The organism is Paraburkholderia xenovorans LB400 (genome assembly GCF_000013645.1).
GTDB classification, from domain to species: Bacteria; Pseudomonadota; Gammaproteobacteria; order Burkholderiales; family Burkholderiaceae; genus Paraburkholderia; species Paraburkholderia xenovorans.
Genome location: NC_007951.1, coordinates 999,060 through 1,018,498, shown reverse-complemented (window position 1 = coordinate 1,018,498; position 19,439 = coordinate 999,060). Strand labels below are relative to the sequence as shown.

At 59.6% G+C, this 19,439-nt stretch carries 18 protein-coding genes and 1 pseudogene; 1 reads left to right on the top strand and 18 read right to left on the bottom strand.

Going from position 1 to position 19,439, the window contains the following annotated elements; genetic code table 11:
* Window positions 1-146: 146 nt before the first annotated feature.
* Complete coding sequence (locus tag BXE_RS04405; protein ID WP_011487212.1) at window positions 147-1,406, top strand: LysR family transcriptional regulator; 1,260 nt, start codon at window positions 147-149, stop codon at window positions 1,404-1,406.
* 269 nt (window positions 1,407-1,675) lie between these two features.
* On the opposite strand, the pseudogene BXE_RS04400 reads toward BXE_RS04405, so the two are convergent.
* From BXE_RS04400 to BXE_RS04315, 18 genes and pseudogenes are all read right to left on the bottom strand, one after another.
* Window positions 1,676-1,930, bottom strand: a pseudogene (locus BXE_RS04400) (CoA transferase); the annotation flags it as partial.
* 923 nt (window positions 1,931-2,853) lie between these two features.
* On the bottom strand, window positions 2,854-3,876 hold the full coding sequence (gene dmpG / locus BXE_RS04395; RefSeq protein ID WP_011487210.1) for a 4-hydroxy-2-oxovalerate aldolase: 1,023 nt from the start codon (window positions 3,874-3,876) through the stop codon (window positions 2,854-2,856).
* Window positions 3,877-3,890: 14 nt separating this feature from the next.
* Window positions 3,891-4,835 (bottom strand): acetaldehyde dehydrogenase (acetylating), encoded by a 945-nt coding sequence (locus BXE_RS04390; RefSeq protein ID WP_011487209.1) that lies wholly within the window; start codon window positions 4,833-4,835, stop codon window positions 3,891-3,893.
* 13 nt (window positions 4,836-4,848) lie between these two features.
* A complete protein-coding gene (locus BXE_RS04385; RefSeq protein ID WP_011487208.1) occupies window positions 4,849-5,637 on the bottom strand; it encodes a 2-keto-4-pentenoate hydratase in 789 nt (262 codons plus the stop codon).
* Window positions 5,638-5,647: 10 nt separating this feature from the next.
* On the bottom strand, window positions 5,648-6,514 hold the full coding sequence (locus tag BXE_RS04380; RefSeq protein ID WP_038458245.1) for an alpha/beta fold hydrolase: 867 nt from the start codon (window positions 6,512-6,514) through the stop codon (window positions 5,648-5,650).
* 117 nt (window positions 6,515-6,631) lie between these two features.
* Window positions 6,632-7,192 (bottom strand): TetR/AcrR family transcriptional regulator, encoded by a 561-nt coding sequence (locus BXE_RS04375; protein WP_193352961.1) that lies wholly within the window; start codon window positions 7,190-7,192, stop codon window positions 6,632-6,634.
* Between the two features lie 186 nt (window positions 7,193-7,378).
* Window positions 7,379-8,113, bottom strand: a complete 735-nt coding sequence (locus BXE_RS04370; RefSeq protein WP_011487205.1) for a class II aldolase/adducin family protein — start codon at window positions 8,111-8,113, stop codon at window positions 7,379-7,381.
* The gene (locus tag BXE_RS04365; protein WP_038456804.1) at window positions 8,110-8,448 is read right to left on the bottom strand and encodes a non-heme iron oxygenase ferredoxin subunit; all 339 of its coding nucleotides are present in this window, start codon (window positions 8,446-8,448) and stop codon (window positions 8,110-8,112) included. Before BXE_RS04365 ends, BXE_RS04370 begins: the two co-directional genes overlap by 4 nt.
* A gap of 8 nt (window positions 8,449-8,456) precedes the next feature.
* A complete protein-coding gene (locus BXE_RS04360) occupies window positions 8,457-9,227 on the bottom strand; it encodes an SDR family oxidoreductase (protein ID WP_011487203.1) in 771 nt (256 codons plus the stop codon).
* A gap of 5 nt (window positions 9,228-9,232) precedes the next feature.
* The gene (locus tag BXE_RS04355; protein WP_011487202.1) at window positions 9,233-10,177 is read right to left on the bottom strand and encodes a VOC family protein; all 945 of its coding nucleotides are present in this window, start codon (window positions 10,175-10,177) and stop codon (window positions 9,233-9,235) included.
* Between the two features lie 10 nt (window positions 10,178-10,187).
* Window positions 10,188-10,730 (bottom strand): aromatic-ring-hydroxylating dioxygenase subunit beta, encoded by a 543-nt coding sequence (locus BXE_RS04350; protein WP_011487201.1) that lies wholly within the window; start codon window positions 10,728-10,730, stop codon window positions 10,188-10,190.
* 10 nt (window positions 10,731-10,740) lie between these two features.
* Window positions 10,741-12,045, bottom strand: a complete 1,305-nt coding sequence (locus BXE_RS04345) for an aromatic ring-hydroxylating oxygenase subunit alpha (RefSeq protein ID WP_011487200.1) — start codon at window positions 12,043-12,045, stop codon at window positions 10,741-10,743.
* A gap of 32 nt (window positions 12,046-12,077) precedes the next feature.
* Window positions 12,078-13,286, bottom strand: coding sequence for an NAD(P)/FAD-dependent oxidoreductase (locus BXE_RS04340; protein WP_011487199.1), 1,209 nt, complete (start codon window positions 13,284-13,286; stop codon window positions 12,078-12,080).
* A 410-nt stretch (window positions 13,287-13,696) separates the two neighbouring features.
* Entirely contained in the window at window positions 13,697-15,079 is a 1,383-nt protein-coding gene (locus BXE_RS04335) for an OmpP1/FadL family transporter (protein WP_011487198.1), read from the bottom strand.
* 46 nt (window positions 15,080-15,125) lie between these two features.
* Window positions 15,126-16,175 (bottom strand): 2Fe-2S iron-sulfur cluster-binding protein, encoded by a 1,050-nt coding sequence (locus tag BXE_RS04330; RefSeq protein WP_011487197.1) that lies wholly within the window; start codon window positions 16,173-16,175, stop codon window positions 15,126-15,128.
* A complete protein-coding gene (gene styC / locus BXE_RS04325; RefSeq protein WP_011487196.1) occupies window positions 16,175-16,678 on the bottom strand; it encodes a styrene-oxide isomerase StyC in 504 nt (167 codons plus the stop codon). The genes BXE_RS04330 and styC overlap by 1 nt, the downstream gene beginning before the upstream one ends.
* Before the next feature lie 56 nt (window positions 16,679-16,734).
* Window positions 16,735-17,862, bottom strand: coding sequence for an alkane 1-monooxygenase (locus BXE_RS04320; RefSeq protein ID WP_011487195.1), 1,128 nt, complete (start codon window positions 17,860-17,862; stop codon window positions 16,735-16,737).
* Between the two features lie 50 nt (window positions 17,863-17,912).
* Window positions 17,913-19,397, bottom strand: a complete 1,485-nt coding sequence (locus tag BXE_RS04315; RefSeq protein WP_011487194.1) for an aldehyde dehydrogenase family protein — start codon at window positions 19,395-19,397, stop codon at window positions 17,913-17,915.
* Window positions 19,398-19,439 lie beyond the last annotated feature (42 nt).

Below are 19,439 nucleotides of genomic sequence, written 5' to 3'. Positions count from 1 at the left end.
TGGGGCGACGGCGCCACTTTAAGCAATCTTAGGTTCAGGAGGAAACGAGCGGGATTCAAAGAATCCTTCAGTTATTCAATTGCCGAAAGTCTTGCCGCAACAACTGGTATATATAGACATTCACAGCCACAGGCAGCCATCGAAACATGGACCAGCTACCTAGAAAAGCCGCTCAGGCGCTAGATGAAATGACGAGCGTCTTTCATCTGAATTTGCGACATATTCACGGGCTGATAGAGGTCCATAAACACGGCAGCATCAGCGCCGCTGCGACGGCGGTCAGCCTGAGCCAGCCTGCACTGACGCAGGGAATCCTGAAACTGGAAAGCCAGCTCGGAGAAGTGCTGTTCGAGCGCCGACCGGACGGCATCGTTCCTACGCTGGCGGGCACGCTCGTGCTCGAGCGTGCCGCTGCGAGCATCGGCCATTTGACTGCCGGCTGCCGCCTCATCGCGGGCGCGGATTTTTCGCCGGAGCGACGCCTGACGATGACGCAATTGCGCGCGTTCCTCGCGTTGTCGAAGGCAGGCAGCTTTGCGGCATCTGCGATTGAACTGGGTTTGTCGCAGACTGCGGTGCATCGTGCCGTGCGTGAACTCGAAGACGCGCTGGGTCGCAGGCTCGTAGAACGCCGAGGCCGAGGTGTACACATAAACTTTTGGGGACATCGTTTTGCGCGTTGCTGCTGGCTTGCGATCAAGGAACTGCAAGCGGCACTATCTGAACTCGGTCTGGATCCGCTGAACCCGATGATTTCGGTTGGAGCCACGCCGCTTGCGCGGGCGTTCCTCGTGCCAGAGGCCATGTCTTTGATGGTAACGGAGAAGTTTCCCGCCAGCTTTCGCGTGGTTGAAGGGAGTTGGGGGGATTTGGTCGAGTCTTTACGTGATGGCGAAATCGATCTCATCGTTGGCGAACTGCCCGAGACAAGTGTTTCGGACCTTAAGTGCACACGACTTTATACCGAGGCACCAGTCATCGTGGCTGGGCATCAGCATGATCTTGTCGCCAAGGGAAATCCGACCAATCAAACGCTTGCTTCATATCCTTGGATCATTGCCCCGGAGGCGTCGCCACTGCGCGCAGAATGGGATCGTCTGCTTCCTGGAAAACGAGCACAAAAGCCTGTTGAATGCGGCTCGATTATGATCATCGGCCGGCTACTCACCTGCAGTGACATGCTAACGCTTGCGATGCCTGACCAGGTGGCGCTCCAGATTCGAAGCGGCTTACTCGCCCAAATCGGAAAGCCCTTGGCAAGCAGCATCACGATTGGAGCCACCATGCGCCATAGCTGGCGTCCTACCAGCGCACAGCGACGTTTTCTCAACCTTTTGCACATCGCCTCAACAAGTCTCGGCGAGACCGCGAGCCGCAAACCGATGATTGAAGCTCCCTGGGTGTGAGTCCACCCACTCGGAAGTTGCACTGCAAGAGTGCGGGTTCGACAATCCAATTCTGCTCGTCTGAATATGTTCCCGCGGACGAAGCCGGCCATCGACGATGCCGCTGTGTCCGAACCCGCCGATCTACACCGCAAGCCGATTTCCGATTTTTCTGAGGCATGTCGTCCAGCGGCGCTTCGGGTCTCCCTTAACCATCCGGCGAGAAGAGACCCAGATCTTCGGCACACCGACGTGGTTGCAATATCAGCCCGGTATACGTGGTGGTCAGTTCAACTCCTTGCTTGAGTAACCGGGTAGGATCCCGATTCCCCAAAACCAGAAATCGACGTATAGATCAACTTCGGATTGGTGATTTGAAGGGTCTCGTATCCAAGGCCAAGCCGGTCCATTACACCAGGACGCATGTTGTGAATCAGGACATCCGATAAAAACGCCAGCTCCTGTGCGACTTCCAGATCACGGTTTGCCTTCAGGTCCAGTACGACGCTCTTCTTGTTCCGGTTCACTGTCATGAAGAGCGCCCCATTCCCTTGTGAAGCGGCCCAACCTTGCGCATGGGGTCGCCTTCAGGAGGTTAGATCTTGATAACCTACGCCCCCATATCTGCCAGAATATGCCCCGCCAATGGTGCCGATACCATCGAACCGAGTTCCAGCACACGGAGTCCCGAGCAGGGTCCATCCGTCTTCGCCATTTCGTTCATTGTTGCCTCCAGTTGTCTCCTGCCCGCCCCTGCCATCCGCTGACAATCAGATCCTGATGCCGCAGTCCAGACGGTGAAACACCCACATGACCGCAATCCGGCCTTTACACGAAAACAGCCGTGTCTGTTTTTATTGATTTGACGGTATCACTTCATTCCGGTACTACCCGCACAACCAGGATAGTCAGAAATCGCGATCTGCTCTTTGGATACTTTCCGCCCCATTAGTCATCGATTGCGCGTACGGCTTCACGTATGCATTCGCGGCCACAAAGAGACAAACTGTTCGTTGATACCTCATTTGTCTCCTTAGCCATCTGTTTTTCTTCCAGCCTCTCAGATTCGCACCGTCCTCGGGTCGCCGGAAACCCTGTCCGGAGTGTCTCGAGTACAGGTATTTACTCGACGCATTGCAGTTTCATTTTCTTTCGTTGTACGAAAATTGAAATTGCGTTCACAGTTAACCTATCCGCCGGATTCACCCCGTCAAGGAACGCCTTTTCGTGAAAAACCAGTCCGGCAACCAGACGCGGCCGAGTCCTGTATGGCGCCCCGGTCTGACATCTGCGAGGTGACACGCAATACCTCCCGGCACGCTGGAGCCATATGGACCGCTCCAGACAGGGGCAGGCGTCACCTCAGTCCTGAAGCCGCCACGCCCCTCCCTGTTATACACACACAACATAGCCTCCTGGCTGCCGCATCACCAGGCCGGCGCATCGCGATGCCCCGCAGACCACCATGTCAGGCAGGGTTGCGCAGCAGGTCAAGCGCCACGTCGACGATCATGTCCTCCTGCCCGCCCACCATCTTGCGGCGACCCAGCTCGACGAGAATATCCACCGCCTTCAGGCCGTACCTGTCGGCTGCGACCTCCGAGTGCCGAAGGAAGCTGGAATACACGCCGGCATAGCCAAGCGCTAGCGTCTCGCGATCGACCCGCACCGGTCGGTCCTGCAGCGGTCGCACGATGTCGTCTGCGGCATCCATCAAGGCGTAAAGGTCGGTCCCGTGATTCCAGCCAAGCCGTTCCGCTGCTGCGATGAACACTTCCAGTGGTGCATTGCCCGCTCCCGCGCCCATACCGGCGAGGCTCGCATCCACCCGGTCGCAGCCTTCTTCCACAGCGACGATGGAATTCGCGACGCCAAGACTCAGATTGTGATGTGCGTGGATACCTGTCTGCGTCGCCGGATCGAGCGCCTCCTTCAACGCGCGAAAGCGGTCCCGGATATCGTTCATGTTCATCGCTCCGCCCGAGTCAACCACGTAGATGCAGGTCGCGCCATAGCTTTCCATCTTCCGTGCCTCGACAGCCAGGTTCTCCGGTGTCGTCATGTGGCTCATCATCAGGAAGCCAACGGTATCCATCCCGAGAGAGCGTGCATATTCGATGTGCTGCCTGGAGATATCCGCCTCCGTGCAGTGCGTTGCGACGCGCACGACACGCGCGCCAGCGTCATAGGCAGCCTTGAGGTCATGGATCGTGCCGATGCCAGGCAAAAGCAGCGTCGCGATCTTCGCCTGCTCCACGACTTCGGCAACAGCAGCGATCCACTCGAGATCCGTATGGGCACCAAAGCCGTAGTTGAACGATGAGCCTCGCAGACCGTCGCCGTGTGCAACCTCGATACTGTCGACCCCGGCCTGGTCCAGCGCCCGGGCGATACGCCCGACATCGGCCAGACTGTACTGATGCCGGATGGCGTGCATGCCATCACGCAGGGTCACGTCCGAGACATAAATTTTCCTGCTCTTCTCATTCATGGTCCACTCCCTCCTTAAGCCGTCACCGGCTGACGTGCCGCGATGCGCTCGGCCGTAGCCAGCGCGGCGCTGGTCATGATGTCCAGGTTCCCCGCATAGCTCGGCAGGTAATGCCCCGCGCCCTCAACCTCGAGGAATACCGACACTTTCAGGCGAGGCGCCCTTACCGTGGCCAGCTCCTGGGGCATGCGTCCCTTGAACTCGTCGAACTGCACAGCCTGCTTGAGGCGATATCCCGGTACGTAGGTGCGAACGGAGTCGACCATCTGCTCGACCGACTCGACGATTGCAGACTGGCTCGCATCTCCGGGAACCAAGCAGTAGACCGTGTCGCGCATGATCAGCGGTGGCTCTGCCGGATTGAGAACGATGATCGCCTTGCCTGCTTTCGCGCCACCGACCTGTACGATCGCGTTCGATGTTGTTTCCGTGAACTCGTCGATGTTTGCACGCGTGCCCGGCCCAGCGGAACGGCTCGAGATCGACGCAACAATCTCGGCATACTCGACCGGCACGACGCGTGAAACAGCTGCAACCATCGGAATCGTCGCCTGTCCGCCGCAGGTCACCATGTTGACGTTCGGCGAATCGAGATGCTGGTCGATGTTGACTGCCGGAACGACAAAAGGACCGATCGCCGCCGGCGTGAGGTCAATCACCCGCACCCCGTGCGGGCGCAGCAACTGCTCATGCCGGGCATGGGCGCCCGCGCTCGTTGCATCGAATACATAGCGGATGGATCCGAAATCCGGATGAGCCAGCAGGCCATCGATTCCGGTTGTCACGGTCGGCACGCCCATGCGTTCGGCCCGCTTCAGGCCGTCCGATTCAGGATCGATGCCGACGAATGCGCCCATCTTCAGGTGTTTTCCGTGCCGCAGGATCTTCACCATCAGGTCGGTGCCGATGTTTCCCGAGCCGATGATGGCAACCGCGTGCTTTTCGTCATTGGAACTCATGTGCATTACCTCATCAGGAGAAAATCGCCCGTACAGGGGCAAACCCGTCAATGTGAGCGACGTAGGTCTGGCTGGCCTGCACGGCAACCATCGGGCCGAGGGCACCAGTCAGAATCACGTCGCCAGCGCGCATTGGCGTCCCAACCTGGACGAGCGTGTCGGCAAGCCAGCGCGCCGCGTTCAGCGGATTGCCCAGACACGCCGCGCCTGCACCTTGCGAGACGGTCTCCTCGCCGCGCGTCATCCGCATCGATACGCCGGCCAGGTCGAGCTTCGACAGCGCAACCGGCTGTGCGCCAAGAACGAACAGTCCCGATGACGCGTTGTCGGCAACGGTATCCACGAAACGGATATTCCACCCTGCAATGCGGCTGCCGACCACCTCGATGGCGGCCAGCGCATAGGCGGTGGCGCCGATCAGATCGGCCACGGTGTGCCGCTCATACGTGAGGTCCTTATCAAGTACGAGCGCGATCTCGGCTTCAACCTTCGGCTGCAGCAGCCGGGACGTGTCAATCGGTTCGCCGTCAACGACCGCCATGTCGTCCAGCAGCGTGCCGAAATCCGGACGGTCGACCCCAAGCTGCTTCTGGACAGCAGGAGACGTCAGGCCGATCTTCCGGCCAACGATCCGCCTGCCACCCTGCACCTGGCGCTGGATGTTGATCTGCTGAACCGAATAGGCAAGTGCCACCTGCTCCTGCTCGCTCCTGTTCTCAAAGCGCCCCCGTACAGGATCACAGGGCTCCTTGCGCTGCTGGGCGTCCCACAGCAGCTCGGCGATTTCGTTCTCTACGCTCATGTCCGGCTCCTTACCCGACCGTACCGGTCCTGAAGAATTTCAATGCAACGTCATTGAACTCATCGATCGCTTCATACTGGGGCCAGTGGGCTGCGTTGCCCTTCATGAAGTACAGGATGCTGCCCGGAACTTTTGCCTGTGCCGCTTTCACCGATTCGGTATCGTGAATCGGGTTGTCGTGCGTCCACAGAAAAAGCGTCCCTTCCGGCAGTTTCTCCAGCGGAATCAGGTACTCGTCGTGGTGCGCGAGAATTTCGTTGAGCTTCGGCAGAACCGCACGGCTTTCCGGGCGCAGATAGATGCGCAGGCGCAGATCGACCAGCTCGCCGTCCACAAGGTGGCGATTGCTGGGATGCATCAGCCAGTGCATGCGCGCCTGCACCGACTCGTAGGTCGGCGTGTTGTCGATGTTGCGCCTGTTCAGTCCGATAAATGTCTCCAGGTCCTGCTTGCCCTTCTCCGTCACAATGGGGATGCCGCCGGCCGTGTTCAGCATGAGGCGCAGGACACGGTGGGGGTTCGTGGCCGCAAAGTGTCCGGAAACCCAGCCACCAAGCGACTCCCCCGAGAGATGCGCCTTTTCGATGCCAAGCGCGTCCATCAGTTCGCCAAGCTGTTCAGCCAGCATGATCGGGTTGTATTCCCGCACCGGCTTGCTGGACAGACCCTGACCCACGTAGTCGAAGGCGATGACATGAAAATCCTTCGACAGTGGCACGATGTTCTTCGCGTAAGCTTCCAGATGACCGTTGATGCCATGCTGGAGGATGAGCGTTTCGGGATTGCCTTTCCCGGCCTCGGCAATGCGGATCGTGCCAAAGTTCTTGGTGTCGACATAACGGATTTCTGCGCCGAGCAGATCAAGCCAGAGACTCATGGATTTGTCCTTGAAAAGATGCAGATACGACAACGCCACCCCGGCGGACTCCGCAGGGGTGGCGTCGAATGAGAGGAGCGTAGCCTGAAGCAGGGCGCGCGCTGATGCGCCCACTGGCTACCGTGACGGAGCGTTCAGGTTCATGTATGCACGGGCAATCTTCGACCACTGCTCCGTGGTAAAGCGTGTGTACTCGGGATCGTTGCGCAAGAACTTGCGCATCACCATCCCGCGGTAGATGCTCTGGGTGATGTTCAGCACCGTTTTTGCCGGCTCTTCGGCCAGGCCAGAGTCCAACAGCGCCTGCAGCCAGGCCTTCTCGACCGGCAACCGGTGCTTGCGCGAGATCGCCCGAACCTTCTGCCTCAGCCCGGGTTCGTGATCGCCAAGATTGAGCATCGACACCGCAATGATGAAATTCGGTCCCAGGTAGAAACTGGCCGAGTCCCGCATCAGCGCATCCAGCACATCGTCGCCCGACTCCAGGCCCTCGATGAGCGTCATGCTGGCCTCGGTCGACGCCTGGTAAAGCCGCTGAAGCGCCGCCAGAACGAGCGATTCCTTGGTCGGGAAATGATGGGTCTGGGCGCCGCGCGATACCCTGGCAGTGGCTGCAACCTGGTCGACCCGGAACCCGGCGTAGCCCTTGTTCATCAACTCGCTGACGGCTGCGTCCAATATCCGCGAACGCGTTTCCTCGCGTCTTTCCGCCTGGGTGCGACGTCGTTCTGGCACTTTTTTTATCATCGTAACGTGTTGAGTCTGCTGAAACCGGCATTACACTACCCCATCCAGTATCCTGGCAGCAAGCGGCAACACCCGGCAGCAATGCCGCCGATTCCGTTACGCGGTCTTTTCCGGCTTTCACGACGCAGTCCCCCAGACGGGATCAGGAAAGCCGCCCTCATTCGCCTTTGCCTCGGTGTCGCCTGCAGTCAGGTATTCCCAGAGCCGTTCAAAGACCGCCCCCGAACTGACCTGACGCGATGCGATCTCACCCCCTGTCAGGCACGCCGCTTCGACACTCGCGTCACTGGCCACGGACCGCACGAGCGTCTCGATGCGTGCTGCGTCCTCCAGACACCACGCGAAGCCGGCCGCCAATTCGATGCTGGGTCCCACGGTCACGGCTCCGTTCGCACGCATGACCAGGGATGGCGCATCCCCCAGTCGGTCGGCCAGCTGCGCAGCCAGCGCATCATCGCGCAACAGCCGTGGATCGTCCCAGAACCTGCAGTTGGCATTGAACGCGCCCACGCCATGTCGCGGCTTCGGCACGACACGAAGCGTGGACAATGCCACCAGATGGGGAGGCATGATGCGACATACGCCGCCGACGTCCGGGCGCAACCGGTAGATCTGCTGATGGATGCGTACCTCCCCCAGAACCCCTTGGGGAAGGGGCGCGTTCACTCGAACAACGGTTCCAGGTTCGTCGCGGCCAATCGTTCCCATGGGCTTCGATGCGCAGACCAGGAACGATTCCCCGTCGATCCGCGCGCTGCAATGCCCCCAGGCCTGCACCAGTCCATGGCGCGCTAGCGCCCGGGCTGCCACGCGCACGCGACGCTCGAGGGTGAGCCGATCAATGTTGCTCATAGTGCGTGCGCTCCAGCGTCGACGAATACGCGGCCGTTTTCAATCTTGACCGGCCAGCTTCGGATTGCGTGCTCACATGGCATTGCACAAGGCTGTCCGTCACGGACGTCGAAACGTCCGAAGTGCCAGCTGCATTCGACTTCATAGCCGTCCAGCGATCCGTCTTCAGACAACGAAGCGTCTCCATGCGAGCAGATATCGTCCGTGACATAGAACTCGCCGTTGACGCAGTAGATCGCCACAGCGTGCCCCGACGGCAGCGCACCACGGCGGATATCGCCGTCACCAACCTCGCCGGTTGCACACAGATCGACCATTTCAGTGGTTGTACTCATCCTCATCCTCACAACATCGCACTGCCACCATTGACGCTGATCACCTGGCCGGTGACAAAGGCCGCCTCCGGCAATGCCAGGTAACCCACCATTGAAGCGACCTCCTCTATTTCACCCACGCGCCCCATCGGAATAACGTCCACGAACGCCTGGGCGAGCCTGGGATTCGACTTCTTCACCTTCGCCCAGACTTCGGTGTTCACCGCGCATGGCGCCACGGTGTTGACCGTAATGCCATTCAGCGCAAACTCGCGCGCAAGGCCTGTCGTGAGCCCATGCATCCCGCCTTTGGCCGCGTTGTACCCCGCATGTGCGGGCAAGCCGTTGCGGACCGAATCGGCACCAATGTTCACGATCCGGCCGTACTTCGCGCCGATCATGTCAGGCAGAAATACGCGGCTGCACCAGATCACCGTCCACAGATTCCTGTCTATCGTCGCCTTGAGCGTCTCGGGCGTGTGCTCGAGAAAAGGACGGATCACACCACCACCTGCGCAGTTCACGAGGATCTGCGCCGGCCCAAACCGTTTGGCCACCGCACGATGCAGGGCCTGTGCACCGCGCTCCTTCGACAGGTCAGCTGCCTGCACTGCGATCGAAGTGCCGAACGACTTCGCGAGACGCTCGCGAGACACCGCAAGACCGTCCCTGTCGATGTCCGATGCCACGACCTTCGCGCCAAGTTGCAGCAGCCGCTCGACAATGCCCAGTCCGATGCCATGAGCGCCACCACTGACCACCGCAACCTGCCCTTCCAGACTGGTCTGTTTTTTCTTCATTTCGCTTAACCAACCACCTTCTGGATTTTTTGAGTGGAAACTTCGACCGCTTCCCGTTCAATCGGACCACTGCGGCCGAACTGTCCGTCCGGCACCGCGCCCCAGACATCGAGCGACTCCGGCACGGGCTCCATGGAGCGTGGCGGCCGCGCACCGTGCTCCGCAAATTCCTCCATGCCGAAGCTGTACTCCACGGTGATCCCGTCCGGATCGAGGAAATAGAAGAAAATGCTGTCCGAAGGCGGATGCCTGCCCGGGCCAAACACCACCTTCACATCGTGTTTCCTGATCCGGTAGAGCGCCTTGCCGATGTCGTCGATGTCCGTCACCATGAAGTTCACGTGATGGAAGTGACTGCTGCTCGCCGGCCCGACCGCGAACGTATGGTGAAACGGATTCGGATGGCACCGCATGAACACAATGCGATCTTCGATCAGATCCGAAATCCTGAAGCCGAAATCACGCACCAGCGAATCCCGGCTCGCCTCGAAGTTTTCTGCGCCAATCACCACATGGCCGATACGTGCGATCTTCGCGACCGTCTGCACGAACGGCCGGGCCACATGCATATTGCCCGCGAACAGCTCGAACAGCAGGCCGCTGTGCCGTTCCCGCACACGCAAGCCCAGACCCTGTTTCATCTGGCGGGCCTCCTCTTTCGACACCCACACCGGCGCCATGTCGAGCCGCTCGAAATGGTCGAAGGCAGCGCGCACGTCGCTTTCCTGCTCCAGTTCGAAACCAACACGCTTGAGTCCGTGCTCTTCTGCCTGACAGAGCAGGATGCTGTGATGGTCCCGACTGCATCGCAGATAAGCGACATCGTCCTCGGTCTGCATGAGCTCAAGGCCGACAATGTCCCTGTAGAAGGCGACTGACCGGTCCAGGTCAGTCACATTGATCGCGGCATAGCCGAGCTTCCTGTAGCGGAAGGGAAGCGTAATATCCATGGTCAGCCCCTCAGAGAATGATGCTCACCCGTCCGTGCGGGCGAAGCGCTTCGAGATCCAGAAAGCAGCGTTTTTCGACAATACGCAGCTGGCCATCCACGCGGCGCAGGCGATAATGTGTACTGCCTATGTATGCATCATTGCTGCCAAATTTCATCCGGTAGGTCACAAATGCTGCGGCAACCTTGATCTCGTCCGCACCCGCACCCAGAATGCGGATATTGCTCACCAGGTGCCGGGTACGTGATCGCGGATATTCCGAGTGAGCGGTCTTCTTCATCAACCGGATCACCCGCTCCCGCAATCGGACCGGATCGTCCGCAATGTAGAAGAGGCTCTCATCCGCGCTGGCGTCACGCGGCAGGTCGGCCGACGGCACGTAGTAGGTGCCATCCGCGGTGAACAGCGACAGCCAGTCGTGCAGCTGCCAGGTGTCGAGGAGTTCTGCCTCGTGGTACAGCAGATCTTCTACGTCCGTTCTCGTCACGTATTCCGCGAAGTCGCTGGAAGACGGGATTCGAACGGGGTCCTTCCCGATGGTAACGGCGCTCATATGCGTATCCTCAGGCTGCGGTTGCTGACGGGAGCCGGCGGATGGTCGCCTGCGGAGACGGCGAGCCGCTGATGTACTGATTCCAGCGTGTCCAGAACGCGCGCATCTGTAGTTCGTCGTCGTAGTTGGGCGACGCCTTGCCCATGCCCTTGGAGATGTCGCTCCACGGCACCAGCCGATAGTTGCTGAAACCGTTCTGGCAGGACTCCAGCGCCTCGACGTCATCGGGCGTGGCGAATCCGCCCGGCCCGAGGAACTCGAGAAAGTTGCTGAGCCGGAACTTCTTCGCCCACTCAGACTCCTCTCTGGGTGCGAGCGACCAGCCATTGACCAGCATGTAGTTCGGTGCCTGTGGGTAGAACGTCCGGACCGTGATGGCCATGATGTCGTTGACGACAAGGTTCGGAAAAATCAGCAGGTTCCGGTTCTTGTGCGCCATACGATCAGCCATGTCCTCGCCATGAAGCTCGACAAGGCGGGCATATATCTGGTCGATTTCCTTCTTCCCCTGCTCACCCCAGAGCGGTACCCACGAAGCAATCGGGCGCCCCCAGGGGGCTGTGTATTCGAGCACCGCGTGACCATTGCCCAGATCGTAGCTCGTCCCCTCGAGTTTCGTACTGGACAGGCTGCCATTGGTGTTCTTCAGATAATCGAGGTAGGTAGCATGCGTGCTCACCGCGTGGTAGCCATCGACGCTGTTTTCCACCAGCAGTTTCCAGTTCGCACGGATCGCGTACTCCTGCGTGCCACTGGAAATCGCCATGCCACTCTCGGAATACCTCGACACCAGGTCGAGGTATTCCTTCGCGCCCGCCAGATAGTCGGGTAACGGCTCGACCTCTGCGTTGAAGCTGACGAAGCAGAAACCCGCATAGATGTCGAATCGCGGTACGGATACGAGATTGCCCGCTCCGCTCGCGATGAAGTCGGCGCAATACCGGTCCTTGCCCGGCTGGCTCTTGAGGTTGCCGTCGCAGCCGAATACCCAGCCGTGATAGAAGCACTGGAAGTTCTTCGAATTGCCGGCCCGATCCCGACAAACCGTCGCCCCGCGGTGGGGGCAGGTGTTAAAGAACGCATTGATCCTGTTGTCCGTTCCCATCGTTACGAGCAGGTTGCGTCGCGCAATGGTACGTGTGACGAAATCACCGGGCTTGCTGAACTCGGACACGTGCCCGACGTACAGCCAGCACCGGTCGAAGATCTTTTCGTACTCACCGGACAGGATCTGCTCACTGACGAATGCTTCCCGGGCCACCCGGAACTGGAGGTGCTTTTCGTCTACCTCCACCAACTTCGACTCATTCTCCATGGTCTTATCCTCGTGGTTCTGAACCTGTGCCTTCAAAGCGCACAATTGCGTAATGGCGTGCCCGGCTCGGCGAGCTGATGCGGATCCACCCGATTTCCCTGCTTTACCCAGCGGCGTGCGAGCGCCATGTCCTTTGGCATATTGACCGACGCGCATCCGGTGACTCGATCGCCTTCGCCCAGCCAGAAAACACTGAAGGCTTCTCCGCGCTCATCGCCCCGGACAATCCTTCTTCCCCGTGTCGCGTTGCCCACCACCTGGAGATTGGTCGTCCCCTGATCGGACCAGAACCACACCGGCGACTCGTACGCAACCCTCTCGCCCAGCAGGTTCCTCGCAACATTCAGGGCGTGGTCCTGAGCATTCGCCCAGGTCTCGATCCGCCCGAATCCGTTTTCGTTTTTCTGCGAGGCAATATCGCCTGTAGCGAAGATGCCCTGTAGCGCTGTCTGGCCATATGCATCCACACGCACTCCGGCGGCATCGGTAATCCCCAGCGCGTCGAAGCCCGCTATGTTCGGCGTCACGCCGATCCCCACCAGGACGGTGTCCGCCGCGACCGTACTGCCATCGGACAATTCAAGATATCTGCCGTCGCGCAGTTCGGTGACAAGCACCCTGTAGCGAATATCCACACCCTTGCCTCGATGTGCCCGGTCGAGGAAGCGGGACACCGTGTCATCGACACTACGCGACATCAGACGATCTGCAGCCTCTATCACGGTGACCTCGCAGCCCCTGGCACGTGCAGCCGCTGCGACTTCCAGCCCAATCACGCCTCCGCCCACAATGGCGACGTGCCCCCCGGTCTCCAGGTCGGCACACAGACCGCTGGCGTCTTCGACGGTGCGCAGATACCGGACCGCGGCGGCATCATGAGGTCCGCCGGGCAACTGCCGGGGGCTCACGCCGCCGGCAAGTACCAGCCGGTCAAAAGCAAGCCCACGCCCGTCATCCAGCTGGATCTGATGGCGTTCAACATCGACTGCGACCACCCTGCGCCCGAGGACGAGCTCGATGCGTTGCTCATTGAACTCCGCCCGTGTCCTGATCGAACGGTGTCCAGCCGACTCGGGCCGAAGCATCTCCTTCGACAACTGGGGTCGCTCATAGGGCAGATGCACTTCATCGCCTACCAGCGCGATCTCGCCACCGAATCCGCCGCGTCGCAGGCCAAACGCAACTGTGGCACCGGCCTGGCCAGCGCCTGCGATCACAATCCTTTTGATCCCTTCGTCCATTCTCGTTCCAGTTGATTAAATTGCCCGTCCCGGTCATCAAAAATACAAACCGACTAGCCCGTCTGTTTATTTATTTTTATGCTGCTCCTTACTCATGTCAACCCACATGAGCTTTTTTCACTTCTGCGCCGCAGCACTATGCGCACTACTCAAAGCCTGTTCTGCAGGCACATGCCGTGATTTCCCTGACCTCACAGCGACGGCTGGCACCCTGCAGCATGTGCACGCCATCCCGCCTGTACAGCGCATCGGAAAGTGTCGGGAATCCAGCGCCACCGATGCGCCACTGATGCGCCATCCCTCAGGGCATAACATCAGATCTCATCGCGTCCCAGACGCCAACTTCACTTCTGCTCACAGCAGTACTGCCCATCGACGTCCCCGGCCCCGGGAAACTCTGGACACGAGCCCTAGAACCGCTTTGTAAATGCGAGCGACGCCGCAATCTGCGAGTGCCTGACTTTGATCGGCACACTGGTATCCGGAAGACTGCCGTTGGTAAGGGTCTTGGGAAAAGCGTATGCCAGGGCAATGTCCACCTTCATATTCTGGTTAAACGAATATGAAGTGCCTGCGGTCACATTGGTCGTCGGCGTCGCAGGCAGGATCGCCATCAACCCTGCATCTGGCGTTGCTTCCTGCGCATAGTGGAAGCCCGCGCGAAACGTCCAGCTTTCGTTGTACCGGTATTGACCGCCGATCGAAAAGACGTTGATGTCCCGGTAGTTGAACGGCAGCGCGAGCTTCAGCGTCTGCCCGGTTCCGTCCTGCGTGAATCCGACCTGAATGTCTTTCATTGCACCGGACCAGAAGACACGCTGATAGTCGACTGCAACCGTGAACCGGTCTGTAAAGTCGTGACTGATACCGGCCGTGAACGTGGCCGGCATCTGGAAATCATGCAGCCTGACTGTACCGCTTAACGGGATATTGCCGGCCACTGCACTCACCGCAGTCAGCGTGGAGCGCCCGGAGAGGTCGCCCACCGATGTCTTGAACTGGTAAGCAAGACCCACCCTTGTCGTCGGATTGACTGCGTAGGTCAGACCAAGCCTTCCTCCTACGCCCCAGGCCGAGGCCGCCCCACCCGCAATCTTCCCGTTATTGAAATTGAGGTAGCCCCCCGAGAGCTGGGGTATTCCAAGCAGTGCCGGCACAAGTCCACCGGAAAGACGGCCTTGCGCAGCGAGCGCACCGATCTGCGTGGTATCGAGCAGCAAGCCTAGGTTCACCGAAGTCCATACCGCATCGATCGATCCGCCGATGGTGAGCTTGTCAGTGACCTTGTAGGCGACCGAGAACGGAATGTCCATGACAAGCAGTCTGGAGAATACATCCAGCCCAGTGTCGACGTTGTTGGTAGCCGTGCGAGACAGGAAACTGTCCGTGCCATACTGCGTGCCGACACCGTCGGTTGCATAGGCCCCGACGCCCAGCGCAATGCGATCCTTTCGCCAGACAAAGGCGAACTCCGGCCCGAAATACGGACCGTTGTTTCTCCCGCGACTGTACGAGTTTGCCGTCTCGCCAGTCGCCGTGCTGGTTACTTTGAGGTCAGCCGAGACCATATCAGCGCCAATAAGGAAGTAGGTTCCGTCCGGCATGAACGTCAACGTGGCCGGGTTGGACATCATGCCCGCCGGACCGATATCGTAAGCCGCAGCGGTTCCGCCCATGCCGATCGACACCGGACCGTGGCCAATCAGATTGAATGCATCGGTTGCCCACACCTTTTCGCCCCAGAGCATAACAACGAGGCACCCTGTCGCCACAGCAACATATTTCGTCTTCATCTCTTGTCTCCTCCGGATCTTCGCTCTTGTTGTCGAGATCGGTTAGTTAGCGGTCACGGCTATCGGTGAACTTGTCGTAAAACACCTTCTCGAGAGGGATGCCGTGCTTCGCGAGGCTTGCGATGGCGGCGTCGATCATGAGAGGCGGACCACACAGGTACCCCTCGCCCCCCTCGCAGAATCCGGGCGCGATATGATCGGTGACCAGCCCTCTTGCCCCCTTCCAGTCACTGTCCAGCGGCTCGTCTGAGAGGACCGGAATAAAACGGAAGTCCCCTTGCCAGTTGCTGGCGATGCTCCCGATTGCATCAAGCTGGTAGAGATCAGCCTGGGTCCTCGCGCCAAACAGGAGCGTGCAATCGCGTTTGATACGATTGCCTCGCGCATGCTCGAGTATGCTGACCAGCGGCGCGAGACCACTGCCGCCAGCGATGCATACCATGTGGGAATCGCCGGCACGCAGATGAAAAGTGCCCAGCGGTGCTTCCATCTCGAGCGACACCCCCTTGAGTTCCCCTCCAAAGAGCGATTCGGTGAATTCGCCACCCGGCACCTTGCGAATATAGAACTCGAGGAGTGTCCTGCCCTTGCGCTGAGGTGCATTCGCGAAGGAATACGACCGCGCACGACCGCCGCCAGCCTTGCGTAAATTTGCGTACTGCCCGGCGGCATAGCTGACTGCCCGATCCGTCTGCACTGTCACTCTCAGGATGTCGTGCGTGAGGGGCTCAGTCGCGATGATATTGGCGGTGTATTTCTCGGCAGGCATCAGATCCCCGGCCGAGGAATCAATCTCGACAACCGTCAGTTCGTCCTTTGGAAACGCCTGGCAGGCAAGGATGTATCCTGCGTCGAGTTCGTCCTTTGAGAGCGTGTAGCCAAAAGGAGTTGCTTCGCGTACCCGCCCCTGCTTCAGACGGGTCTTGCAGGACGCACAGGTGCCAACGGTGCAATCGTGCGGATAGGCAATACCGTTGGCAAGCGCAGCTTCAAGCAGCGTCTGCCCTTGCCCGATCTCGATCGTCACGTCCTGGGGCAGGATTCGGAGCTGCTTTGGCTTCGATCTGCCAAAAGCGGATTTCAGGAAGTCTCGCATCAAACACCACTAATATTCTGTGTCGCTGGCCATGCCAGACGTCGAAATGACTGTCCAGCTAATACGACAACCACGACGATGGAAATGACGGCGAATACCAGACCAGGGACAAGTCCAATGAGGGAAGCGAGGTTCGCATCCCCCAGGCGGTTGCTCCCGAAGGTGAGCGCGCGGTTTGGTGCAAACAGGGCCGCCGCATAAAAGAGCGTATTCGCCCAGCCCGTCCCGACGATCAGCAATCCGAGACGTCGGGCGAGCCTGGGCTCGATGCCAAGCACGGGGAATACCAGCGCGACCAGCACGACTAGGAAAGCGTTAAGAAATTGTCCGATATGAAAGCGGACCCAGCCACCGCCGTTGCCAGGCAGGTGCACCGCCAGGATATTGCCGGGCCAGATCTCCAGCCCGCCGATCAGGCTGATCAGCAAGCCGATCCCGGCCAGCATCCCGACCAGAAGAATCAGCATGCCGTGCCCGATCATGTGACGCTGGATCTCGCGCATCTCGCTCCGCATGACGCTTGCGTTTGTAGTCACAGAGGTCTCCCTTCAGTACGCGGTCAGCTTCCGGCCCAGGCTGTCGTGCTCGGCTTGCCGGGTTTGCTCGGCGGCTCTTCGAACCAGTCATCCCAACCCGCACTCCGGTTTTGCTCCATGGCCAGACGTCGCTCCGCTTGCGAGGCATATTCGTTATCCCAACGGCGCAAGGCGGGTTTGATGATCCGGCCGTACCACAGCGAGGGAACGAAGCCCGAAAGGAAGCAGACGATGATGCTGGGCATGATGATCGCCTGCCTGTCCGGTACCAGCTTGTAGTACGGAATATAGGAATTGAGATGATGGTCAGCGTGATTGGTAATTTCGAACGCATAGAGGCGGGAGAGCGTGCCGTAGTGATTCCAGACATGCCGCTTCTCGATGGGTGTGCCGACTACCCGAACCTGTCCAAAGTGCTGGTAATAGTTGAATGCCTCAACCCAGAACCGCGCGATCACCATCGCGATCAGGCACAATCCCGCTGCCTTGATGCCACCGATTGCGTAGATGATTCCAAGGAACACGACGACGGCCAGAATAGCTCGCCAGAGCGAATGCCGGATCGACCAGCGCGAGTACCCCCGCTTTTGCAACGTATCGGAATCCAGCTTCAATTCGAGCCTCGTCGACTCGAGCATGGACCGCGCGACGAAGCTGTACAGGTTTGTACCGCGGCGCGCGGTGTCACAATCCTCGGCAGTGCCGACATCCCGGTGGTGACCCACCACATGGACTTCCATTCGCATGGTGTCGAGAAATGCAATCTGCCCGTAGCGTCCGGCAAATCGCGCCAGGCGCCCACGCGAGTGATACAGTTCGTGGGTCGCCGGAACACCCGGCACCACCGACAGCCACGCGAGCCCCGCGACACCACCGGCCAGCTGCCAGGCGCTCAGATGATGACCGACTGACCACGCAAAAACGAAATACATGACCGGCAACAGAAGTGCCGAAATCCAGACGGGTAAATAGGCCCAGAAGTGACTCTTCATCCTGCGTTTGGAAAGATCGAATGGCAGCAACGCGTCGAAAACTGCGATCGCCGGAAACGCACCGATCGCAATCCACGTGAAATCGCCACCCTTATAAAACCCCCAGATCGCCAGTGCCTGTACGAGGGGCGCAAAATAGTATTTGATGTAGTCCCACATGATCAGTCTCCTCATCCTTCTGAATACGGGTGCTTCTGGCTCACATGCCGTCAGTCATCCAGCAACGCACAGACCGTCTTGATTTCGGTGTATGCGGCAAGCCCCTCTTCTGACACCTCACGTCCCCAGCCCGACTGTTTGAACCCGCCAAATGGCGCCGCCGGGTCGATGACGCCGTGGCAGTTGATCCACACCGATCCGGCCTGCAACCGGTGGGCGACCCGATGCGCTTTCTTGATATCGCGCGTCCAGATGTTGGCGGCCAGTCCATACGTTGTGTCGTTTGCAAGACGAATGGCCTCCACCTCGTCCTTGAAGCGGATGATGCTCACCACGGGCCCAAAAATCTCCTCCTGCGCGATCTTCATCGACTGATCCGCATCCGCAAACACCGTGGGCTGCAGGAAGTAGCCCTTGTCGCCGATTTTCTGGCCGCCGTAGATGAGGCTTGCGCCCTGCTCGATGCCAGATTGGACGTAGCCGAGGACCCGCTCCTGCTGCTTACGGGACACAAGCGGCCCGAGCATGGTGTCGGTGTCCTGCCCGTTGCCCACCTTGAACTGCGACGCCACGGCGGCAACAGCTTCGACGACGCGATCGTAGACGCTGGCCTGGACGAACAGGCGGCTGGCAGCAAAACAGATCTGCCCGGAGTTGAAGAAGACAGCAAGTGCTGCACCGAGGCCGACCTGATCAAGATCAGCGTCGTCGAACACGATGCTTGGAGACTTGCCGCCCAGTTCGAGCGTCACGCGCTTCATGTTGCCAAGCGCGTACTCGACAATCTTCTTGCCCACCACCGTCGATCCCGTGAAGGTGATCTTGTCGATGTCGGGGTGACGCGCCAGCGCCTCACCGGCCTCATGGCCGTAGCCGTTGACGACGTTCAGTGCCCCTTCCGGCAACCCCGCCTCAAGACACAATTCGGCCAGCCGAAGCGTGCTGAGCGGCGTGAGCTCGGTGGGCTTCAGCACCATCGTGCACCCCGCGGCGAGCGCTGATGCGATCTTCCAGGAGCCCAGTGCGAGCGGGTAGTTCCATGGCGTGATCGCACCGACCACGCCCACCGGCTCGCGACGCGTGTAAGCGTGGTATTCCTTTCCATCGAAAGAGATAGGCGGAGTCGTACCGCCCAGCTTGGAGCACCAGCCGCCCATGTAACGGAACACGTCAACGGTCGAGGGAAGATCGATGACCCTGGCGAACGAGATCGCCTTGCCAGTGTCCAGAGACTCCAGCCAGGACAGTTCCTCGGCGTGCTCTTCGACCTTGCGCGCGATGTTCTCCAGGATGCGACCGCGGTCGATGGGACGAATCTTGCGCCACGCAGCCGACTCGAACGTCGCCCGCGCAACTTTCACTGCCTCGTCGATATCCTCCTGCTGTCCTCTCGGGACTTGCGCGATGATCTCTTCATTCGCGGGATTCTCGACGGCGATCGACTGGCCAGAAAGCGCAGCTTTCCACTGGCCGCCAATCAGATTCTGATTACGAAGCCTGGTCGGATCCGCGACGTGTTTCGGATTTGCATTCATGGGTTTGACTCCGCAATGGTTCTCACTGGCGAAACGTCCGGC